Source organism: Ruegeria sp. BHSA163 (genome assembly GCF_059613365.1).
In genome coordinates this window covers 1-1,270 of the sequence record NZ_JBXWSJ010000130.1, presented here as the reverse complement: position 1 = coordinate 1,270, position 1,270 = coordinate 1, and the positions used below count along the sequence as shown (strand labels likewise).

The 1,270-nt window shown below is 47.1% G+C and carries 2 protein-coding genes; one reads left to right on the top strand and one right to left on the bottom strand.

All coding sequences use genetic code 11. The annotated features are described in order from the left end of the window. Positions 1–405: lipoprotein N-acyltransferase Lnb domain-containing protein (locus AC2FNV_RS23530; RefSeq protein WP_496774738.1), on the top strand; the 405-nt coding region annotated here is incomplete at its 5' end. A gap of 96 nt (positions 406–501) precedes the next feature. Here AC2FNV_RS23530 and AC2FNV_RS23525 read toward each other — a convergent pair. Continuing rightward, the coding region (locus AC2FNV_RS23525) for an alpha/beta hydrolase (protein ID WP_496774737.1) at positions 502–1,270 on the bottom strand (769 nt) is incomplete at its 5' end.

Here is a 1,270-nt window from a genome sequence, read left to right as displayed (position 1 = left end):
GCCGCCGAAGAACGCGATGTTGTGGGTCTGCGCTCAAACATCCGGAAAGAACGCGTACAACTGTTTAGGGTTGATCGAAATCCAGGTGACACTCGTCTGCTAGAAGCCTTCGTGGCAGCTGCAAATGAAGTTGCAGAGAACCCACACTGGTTCAACTCCGTTTTTACGAACTGCTCTCGTTCTGTTGTATTGCTGGCGCGTCATGTCGGAATAAAATTACCAATTGACTTTCGCATAATCGTCAACGGCTATTTCCCAAATTACCTCTACGAAATGGGTGTGCTGAACACCGATTTTTCTATCGAGGATTTGTACCGACTTGGAGATATTACGGAACGTGCCTTAGCAGAGGGGTTAAGCGATAACTATTCAACATCCATAAGGTTAGGAGTGCCAAAGCCTTGAATTGGGTAAAGACCATAGCTTCTTCGGGTAAAGAGCTTCTTTCGACGAGGCGCAAATAAACACACGTGCTTTCGCCGATTTGGAAGTGTAAGGAAGTCAATCCGCAATAATTCTGATTGGAACGCCGGCCAACATACCGCCAAGACTGCCTGCAGGGACATCAGGGTTGAGCTGGCGAGCCTTCAACCCTCTGCCTATGAGCTGCACTAATTCCGGAGATCCAGCAAATTTTGTGTGGCTTCCTGCCGCAGAGTCATCGACTTGGCTAAGGTCGATGACCACAACGCCCAAATCTTTCAATTGGGCCAAATCAGACGACCCAACACGTTCTACGCCGCCCGACAATGTACGAGAAATTCTGAGAATTCGATCATCTTTGGCAACCAACACGAAAATACGAGAGAAGTCCGTTTCTATTTGCCTTAGTTGCGAACGAAATAAATCAATATCTATGTCCGGCGAAGCTAAAACTACTGAACCTAAACGGCCGGTGCGATTAAACCGGCCACTTAAGTCCGCCTGAACGATTCCTTCCATTACCAACAGCGAACCCATGGAATGCGCGAATATATCAACCGTGCGAGCGTTCGTTCTTGCCACGATTTCAAATGTCGGCTTTAGCTTTTCTCTGGCCACCAAAGCGCTGTTCAAATCATAAACGTACTTTGCGGGCTTAGCTCCTGAGGCCCAAGTGAAAAGTATAGGTATACCATTGAAATTTGTGTCCTCTACAAACTGCGCCATGCGAAGCACCGCTTCGCTTGTTGTATTGTTGTATCCGTGAACAAAGAACATAATTGTTCTGTCTACAGGTGCGCGTTTCGAAAGCTCTCGATTTATATCCTTCACAAATGCTGAATCGGTT